General features: G+C 74.5%; 7 protein-coding genes. 4 read left to right on the forward strand and 3 right to left on the reverse strand.

The features are described 5' to 3' along the window. The coding region (locus tag FRAQA3DRAFT_RS33705) for a M17 family metallopeptidase (RefSeq protein WP_009742074.1) at positions 1-1,372 on the forward strand (1,372 nt) is incomplete at its 5' end. A 30-nt stretch (positions 1,373-1,402) separates the two neighbouring features. Here the strand turns inward: FRAQA3DRAFT_RS33705 and FRAQA3DRAFT_RS26215 are convergent. Beyond that, the gene (locus FRAQA3DRAFT_RS26215) at positions 1,403-1,771 is read right to left on the reverse strand and encodes a hypothetical protein (protein ID WP_009742075.1); all 369 of its coding nucleotides are present in this window, start codon (positions 1,769-1,771) and stop codon (positions 1,403-1,405) included. A 110-nt stretch (positions 1,772-1,881) separates the two neighbouring features. Then, entirely contained in the window at positions 1,882-2,583 is a 702-nt protein-coding gene (locus FRAQA3DRAFT_RS31845) for a hypothetical protein (protein WP_009742076.1), read from the reverse strand. 258 nt (positions 2,584-2,841) lie between these two features. Here FRAQA3DRAFT_RS31845 and FRAQA3DRAFT_RS35480 point away from each other — a divergent pair, with 258 nt between their 5' ends. After that, positions 2,842-3,291: a hypothetical protein gene (locus tag FRAQA3DRAFT_RS35480; protein ID WP_157467682.1), complete on the forward strand. Its 450-nt coding sequence runs from the start codon at positions 2,842-2,844 to the stop codon at positions 3,289-3,291. A 168-nt stretch (positions 3,292-3,459) separates the two neighbouring features. On the opposite strand, the gene FRAQA3DRAFT_RS26230 is transcribed toward FRAQA3DRAFT_RS35480, so the two are convergent. After that, positions 3,460-4,122, reverse strand: a complete 663-nt coding sequence (locus tag FRAQA3DRAFT_RS26230) for an O-methyltransferase (RefSeq protein ID WP_009742078.1) — start codon at positions 4,120-4,122, stop codon at positions 3,460-3,462. Between the two features lie 165 nt (positions 4,123-4,287). On the opposite strand from FRAQA3DRAFT_RS26230, the gene sigE reads away from it, so the two are divergent. Further along, positions 4,288-5,097, forward strand: coding sequence for an RNA polymerase sigma factor SigE (gene sigE / locus FRAQA3DRAFT_RS26235; RefSeq protein ID WP_009742079.1), 810 nt, complete (start codon positions 4,288-4,290; stop codon positions 5,095-5,097). Further along, positions 5,094-6,056 carry an anti-sigma factor gene (locus FRAQA3DRAFT_RS36350; RefSeq protein ID WP_009742080.1) on the forward strand — a complete coding sequence of 321 codons (963 nt, stop codon included), beginning with the start codon at positions 5,094-5,096 and terminating at the stop codon, positions 6,054-6,056. The genes sigE and FRAQA3DRAFT_RS36350 overlap by 4 nt, the downstream gene beginning before the upstream one ends. Positions 6,057-7,197 lie beyond the last annotated feature (1,141 nt).

The following is a 7,197-nucleotide window of genomic DNA, read 5'->3' on the forward strand; positions in this document are numbered from 1 at the left end:
CCTGAACGTCAACGAGATCACGGTGGACGACGCCGGCCTCGACGGCGTCGACGCCGCCGGCCCCGCCGTGGACGCGGGCGTCGCAGCGTCGGCGCCCGCCGGCGGGCCGCTGCGCGAGGTGGTCGTGGTCACCGACCGCGCGGCGGACCCCGCAGCGCTCGCCGCGCTGCGGGCGGCCCACGCCGTGGCACTCGGGGTGTACATCGCCCGTGATCTGGTGAACACGCCGAGCCTGGTGAAGTCGCCGGAATGGCTCGCCGACCGGGCCGTGCGCATCGCGACCGCGGCCGGCCTCACCGCGACCGTGCTCGGCCCGCAGGAGCTCGCCGCGCAGGGCTTCGGTGGGCTGTGGGCCGTCGGCCGGGGATCGCCACGCCCACCGCGGCTGGTCCGGATCGAGTACGACGGGCTCGCGGCGTCGTCCGCGACGGATGCCCCTGTGGCCCCCGTGACCCCTGTGGCCCCCGTGACCCCTGTGGCCCCCGGGGCCGGGGCCTCCGGGGCCTCCGGGGCCGACGGCGTCGCCGCGGCGGGGGGCGGGCGGTTCGTCGCCGGTCATCGGGTCCTCGTCGGCAAGGGCATCACGTTCGACTCGGGCGGCCTCTCGCTCAAGCCGGCCGTATCGATGATCGGGATGAAGACCGATATGTCGGGCGCGGCCGCGGTGCTGGGGGCGATGACCGCGCTGCCGGCACTCGGCGTGCCCGGTCGGGTGACCGGCCTGCTCTGCCTCGCGGAGAACATGATCGGCGGCAACGCCATGCGCCCCGGCGACGTCATCACCTGCTGGGGCGGGACGACCGTCGAGGTGCTCAACACCGACGCCGAGGGGCGCCTGGTCCTCGCCGACGGCCTCGCCTACGCGGCGGGCGAGCTCGGCGCGGACGTCATCGTCGACCTGGCCACCCTCACCGGGGCGATCGCCATCGCGCTCGGCCGGCGCACCGCCGGCCTGTTCAGCTCCGATGACGACCTCGCCGCGGCGCTGGCCGCCGCCGCCGAGACCGCCGGGGAGCGGGTGTGGCGCCTGCCGCTCACCGAGGACTACCGGCCGGCGATCGACTCACCCGTCGCGGACCTGGCCAACATCGGCCGGGCGCTGGACGTCGGCGGCGGGTCCATCACCGCCGCGCTGTTCCTGCGCGAGTTCGCCGGGAAGCTGCCGTGGGCCCATCTCGACATCGCCGGCACGGCGCGGTCCGACTCCGACGACGGCGAGATCAGCCGCGGCGGCACGGGCTGGGGGGTCCGTACCCTGCTGAGCTGGCTGGCGGCGGACGCCGTCCCGTCGGGGGACATCGTTCCGTCGGGGGACGCCGTCCCGTCGGCGGACACGGCCCCGTCGGCAGGCGTCTCAGCGCAGGTCGGGTAGCGGCCGGGTTCCCGGCGGTCGCAGCGCCGGTCAGGAGGCGGCCCCGGCCGAGTGCAGGCTGGTGAGCTGCTGGCGGGCCCAGCGCAGGCTGTTGTGCTCGTCCATCACCGCGGGCCAGCCCGCCAGTGCCGTCTCGACCGCATCACGGTCGGCCACGGCGAGGATCTCGACCCGCAGCTCGTCGACGTCCGCCTGGTCGACGCGGAGCTGGTCGAGGTAACGCGCGAGGATCCCGCCGGGGTGCGGCTCGCGGACCGAGTAGATCTCCCGGGTGTCCTCAACCCAGCTCAGCCGGTAGGTGCTGTGGACGTCGTGCTGGTCGGTCCACCCGTCCCCGAACGGGACCTCGGTGGAGGCCTGCCGCCGTGGATCCTCGCCGTAGAACTCCCGGATGTTCATGGGACAGTCCTTCCCCGCGGGGCAGTGCCGCGTAAACGGCCGGACGCCGGTCGGTGGCCGGCCCTGGCTCGCCCGGCCCTGGCGCGCCCGGCCCCGAGTGGTCGGGGCGCTCAGGAGCCCAGCCGCTGCAGCGCCGCCTCGTATCCCTTCGCCTGCTGTTCGGTCAGCACCAGGGAGACGCGGACGACCACGCCGCCCCGCACGTAGACGTACTCGGTGATCAGAGGGTTGTTTTCGGTGACAGTGAGGAGCCGGGTGGCTCGCCGCTGGGCGGCCGCCGCGTCGCGGAACGCTTCGATGGCGCCGCCGCGCTCGATCGCCCCCGCCGGGGCCCCTGCCACCTCGTTCGAGCCGACCCGTGGGTCGCTGAACGCGATCCGGCTGGAATAGCCGCCTGCCGTGCCCAGTAGCCGGTCGGGGTCGGTGGCGGCGGTGTAGACGACGGTCGTGTGCAGCGGCAGGCCGGCCTCGGCCAGCCTGATCGCGACCTGCTCGGCGGTGAGGTTCGTCAGGCCGCCGCCGGGGCCGCCCGGGGCGGGGCCGACAGTGTCGGGCGCGGCGGTCGGGGCGGTGGGGAACCCCGAGCTGACGGCCGCGGACGGGCTCGCCCCGGGTGGGTTCGCCGTCGTCGCCGTGCGAGCCCGGTGCGCCGGTCCCACCATCCGGTTCAGCGCGTACCCGGCGGCACCGGCCAGGACGGCCACCACCAGGAAGAACGCGACGTAGGGCAGCAGGCCGTTCCGTGTGGCCGCAGGAGGCGGCTCGGCATCCCGATCGCGATCGTGGAACCCCCCGCGATCACGGTAGACCATGCCGCCGGTGGGACGAGCCCGACCGTCGTCGCCCCCGCGGCCGACGTCGCTAGCACGGCCGGTGGTGCTAGTGCGGCCGGTGGTGCTAGTGCGGCCGGTGGTGCTAGTGCGGCCGGTGGTGCTAGCGCGGTCGTTGTGGGCCCCGCGGCCGGCGCGGCCGCCGGGGCCGGACTGGCCACGTGGACCGTCGTAGGTTCCGCGGTCGGCGTGGTCACGGCCAACGCCACCATGGCGGTCGGAGTGGTCACCGGGATCGGTGTGGTCATCGTGGCCGGGGTGGATACCGCGATCGCCGTAGTCTCCGCGGCCGCCGTACTCGTCTGGAGCGCCGTACGTGCCGCGGGCGTCGTAGGCACCGCGGTCGGTAGAGCCATCGCGGGCATCGCGGGCATCACGGCCGACATGGGCATCACGGCCATGGTGGGCACCGCGATCGTCATAGTCTCGGCGGTCGCCAAAGGTCCGAGGATCTTCGTACTCGCCGCGATCTTCGTGCCGGCCGCGGTCGCCGTAGCCGCCGTGACCCTCGTAGGCACCGGTACCTTCATAGGCAACGGGCCGGGCCTGATCGGCGCGAGTGGCGCGGGCACCGCGGTCGGCGTAGGTACCGCGACCATCGTCGTCGTACCTGCCGAAGTCGTCGTAGCGCCGGTACTCCCGGGCCGCCGGTGCCATCCACTCCCCAAGGCGTCGAAATGTCACGCTTGAGGGCACCTTACGCGCCGCCCGGGTCGGACCCTCGGCGCGTCGCGGCTCCGGGCGGGATGGGTCGGGTCACGCTGCCGGCGCTGGTCGCCGCGGCGGACGAGTGGCTGGCGGGACGGACGACCGGCCGGCGGATGGCCTGTGCGGGCACCCCCGCTACCCCCGCGGGCTCTACCCGACCGGTGAGGATTTGGCGACTACTGCGACCAGCAGGCCGCCGCCAGTGGTGAGGAGCATCTGGGTGAGTCGCACGTCATCGCGCACGGCAGTGGCGAGCTCGCGGACAGCAACCGCGTCCGGGCCGCGGGCGCCGGGGTCGGCAGCCTGGCCCTCGGCCAGCACGCCGGCGAACACGACCACCCCGCCCGGGCGGAGCAGCCGCAGCGCCTGCGTGAGGTACTCGGTGCCCTCTCGTCGGTCGGCATCGCAGAACACCAGGTCGTAGGCGCCGTCGGTGAGGCGGGGGAGGACGTCGAGGGCACGGCCTGTGATGAGCCGGCTGCGGCCCGGCGCCATTCCGGCGTCGGCGTAGGTGCGGCGCGCCAGTCGAAGGTGCTCGGCCTCGACGTCGATGGTGGTTAGGGTTCCATCGGGCCGCATCCCGCGAAGAAGCCAGGTACCGGAGACCCCGGTACCGGTGCCGATCTCCACGACCGCGCGGGCACTCACGGCGGCGGCGAGGAAACGCAGGACCGCGCCGGCACCCGGGCTGACCGGGACGATCCCGACCTCCTCGGCGCGGGCGCGGGCAGCACGAAGGATCGGGTCTTCCAGCAGGAAGCCCTCGGCGTAGGCGGCGGCGGAGTCAAGCTCGCCGATGTCGGTGTCCGGCATGACATCCGCAGCCTACGGGAACGGGAGAGCACAGAGGCGCGTTCATCTGGTCAACGCGCATCGTGTCGAGGATCGAGGGGAGAAACATCGGTGTCCGCAGCGGGATTCGCCGCTCCCTGGCCGGCTCGTCGGGTACGTTCGACGCGAACCGACCGAGAGGCGGCCGTGGCTGCACAGGACTCCGGGGCGGGTTCCGACGCCGCCGGCGCCGCCGCCACCTCAGATGCTTCCGGTTGGGTGCCTCCATCCTGGGAGGACGTGGTCCGCGAGCACGGCAACCGGGTCTACCGGCTGGCCTACCGTCTCACCGGCAACGCCCACGACGCCGAGGACCTCACGCAGGACGTTTTCGTGCGCGTGTTCCGGTCTCTGGCGGACTACACGCCCGGCACCTTCGAGGGCTGGCTGCACCGGATCACGACCAATCTCTTCCTCGACCGCATGCGCCGGCAGCAGAAGATCCGCTTCGACGCGCTGCCCGAGGACACCGAGCGCCTGGCCGGGCGCGAGGCGAGCCCTGAGGCGGTCTACACCGAGGCTCATCTCGACGCCGACGTCGAGGCCGCGCTCGCAGCGCTGCCACCCGACTTTCGGGCCGCTGTGGTGCTGTGCGATATCGAACAGCTCTCCTATGAGGAGATCGCCCAGACGCTCGGCGTGAAGCTCGGCACGGTGCGCAGCCGGATCTCGCGCGGACGGGCGATGCTGCGGGCGGCGCTGGCGGACCGGGCGCCCCGCACCGCTGACGGCGTCGTGCTGGCCGCCGCCGAGGACGCGGACGACATGTACGCCGGCTCCGCGGCCCCGGCCGGCCGGGATGATTCGTCCGGCGCCGCCGGTGCCGAACCTGATCAGCCAGCCGCCTCACCCGGCTCACGACGAAACCGCGACGACGGGCGTGGCAGGGGCGGGCGGCGGCGCGGAGCCGTCCCCGCCGGGAGCAAGGGTGGTGCTCCTGCGGAGCGGCCCGCGTGACCGAGCATCTCGGCGACCGGGTCTCGCCCCTCATCGATCACCAGCTTGATCACGACGCGCGGGACCGTGCGCTCGCTCATCTCGCCGGCTGCGCGGACTGCCAGCGTGAGGTGGTGGCGCTGCGCCAGGTGAAGGCCCGGTTGGTCGCGCTCGGTGATCCGGCGCTGCCCGATGATGTCGCCGCCCGGCTGCTGCGCATCGGTGCCGGGATGGTGGGGCCGGCTCGCCCCGAGCCCGAGCGCCGCCGATCCCTGCCGCGTACCGGCCGGATCAGGTCCGAGCGCCGCCTCGACGCCCCGCGCCCCGACCGCCCGCGCGCTGACGAGGCGGCCACCGGCACGGCCTCTCCCAGCAATGCCATGCTCTCCCGCGGTTCCGCTTCCGCCGCCGCAGCCGTGCCCGCCAACGGTGCCGTGCCGTCCGCCGGTGCCGTGCCCGGCGCGGGCGAGCCGCAGTCGAACCGCACCGCGGGCGGTCCACCACCCTCGCCATCGTTGCCGTCCGGGCGGGAACCCGAGCAGCCCGACGCCGCCGACCTCGGCCGGCCCGAGGCGCAGCCGCCCGAACGGGTGGCGTCCCGGCGCAGGCCGCGCCGCAGAGCCCCCGATCTGCCTGGCGGGCCGGGGCGCGGTCCCCGGGCCGCGTCGAGCCCGGGGGCCGGCCACCGGCCGGGACCTGGGCCGGGCGGATCGCGCAGACGGCTTCGTCGGCCGTCGTCCCCACCCCCGCGGCCCGTCCAGGGGCGTTCGAGCATGCGCCGCACCCTGCTCAGCTCCGCCGCGCTGCTGATGCTCGCCGTCACCGGCGCCGCTGTCGCGGACGGCCGCGGCAACGCCCGTCCGGCCGGTCCCATCGCGGTGCCGACTGTTTCCTCCGTGGTCGCCCCGGGCTCCCCGGCCGGTGGTTCCCTGCGCCTCATCCCCATGTTCGCGCCGATGAAGGTTTCGTTGCGTCGTTGACGCCGCGCCCCCGGGCGTCCCGCCGTTGACGCGTACTGAACGTCGCGGAAACATTTGCTTACCCACGGAGCCGGCGCCGGTCGCATCCGTGCTGCCCCTGATGTTCCCCTCCGGGGGTGCCCGCACGTGGCGGTCATCGCGGGGGGCAGCAGGGGCTGCCGGGGATTTCACCCGTGTCACAGCGGGGGGAGGATGCTACTAACCGATACCTGAAAAGTCTTTTTCCGGCTGTTCAGGAGGAGAGGCCTCCTCTGCTCTGATGTGAGGCTTTACCGTGTTACCCGCTCGGAGTCGTTGCGCGGGGCCTCCCAGGATGGAACCGGTTGCCGGTGTTCCGCCGTGTCGCGCGACGAGCGAGTCGGGAGGTCGTGGTGGACGGCAGCGACAACAAGGCGGCGATCGCCAGCATGGACCCGGTCGACGCACCGATCAGGCCGCGGCGCCTCGAACGGTCATCCGTGGTCATCGACCCGTCCGGCCTGCCCGGATGCGGCGAAACCAGACCGGCCGAGGACCAGCAGGCCGCCGGGCGATACTCCGGCGCCGGCGAGCCCTCCGGCCGCCCGGAGCAGTCCGATCACGCGGTTACCGGAACATCGGGGCCGGTTGGTCAGTCCGCTGGCCGGCCCGCCGCTGGTCCCGCCGATCATGCCAGTCCTGCCGGCCGGGCCGATCCCGCCAGTCCTGCCGATCCCGCCGGTCGCGCCGACGCGGCCGTCCCGATCCCACGGCCCGGCCCCGGCCGTGGGATCGCCACCGCGGAAGCGTCCAGCCGGTATGAGCGAGGCGGTGGTGACGGCTCGGCTCCGGTCGGGCGGGGCCCCGACCGGCGCGCCGGCGGCCACAGCACCCGCGACGAGACGACCATCCCGTCGACCTCGGCCGCGATGCCCGCCAGCCCGCCGCCCCGGACCATCACCGGAGCGGTTCCAGCCGCAGGTCCGCCCTCCGCCGCTCCGCGGCCCGGCACGCCTGCGGCCGCTGGAGCCTCGACCGCCCGGCCCGCCGTGTCTCCGCCCGCCGTGTCTCCGCCCGCCGTGGTCCGGCCCGACCTGTCGGCCCCGGGTGCCGGGCCGGCGGCGTCTGCGGCGTCTTCCGAGTCCGCCGCGGGCGTTGCCCCGGAGAGGCGGTCCGTCCGGCA

Origin of the sequence: Frankia sp. QA3 (assembly GCF_000262465.1) — a bacterium.
Taxonomy (GTDB): Bacteria; Actinomycetota; Actinomycetes; order Frankiales; family Frankiaceae; genus Frankia.

What these genes read in the sequence shown, in the direction of transcription:
- FRAQA3DRAFT_RS26215 (WP_009742075.1), bottom strand. Translation starts at nt 1,771, where the DNA reads ATGAACATCCGGGAGTTCTACGGCGAGGATCCACGGCGGCAGGCCTCC.
- FRAQA3DRAFT_RS31845 (WP_009742076.1), bottom strand. Translation starts at nt 2,583, where the DNA reads ATGGTCTACCGTGATCGCGGGGGGTTCCACGATCGCGATCGGGATGCC.
- FRAQA3DRAFT_RS26230 (WP_009742078.1), bottom strand. Translation starts at nt 4,122, where the DNA reads ATGCCGGACACCGACATCGGCGAGCTTGACTCCGCCGCCGCCTACGCC.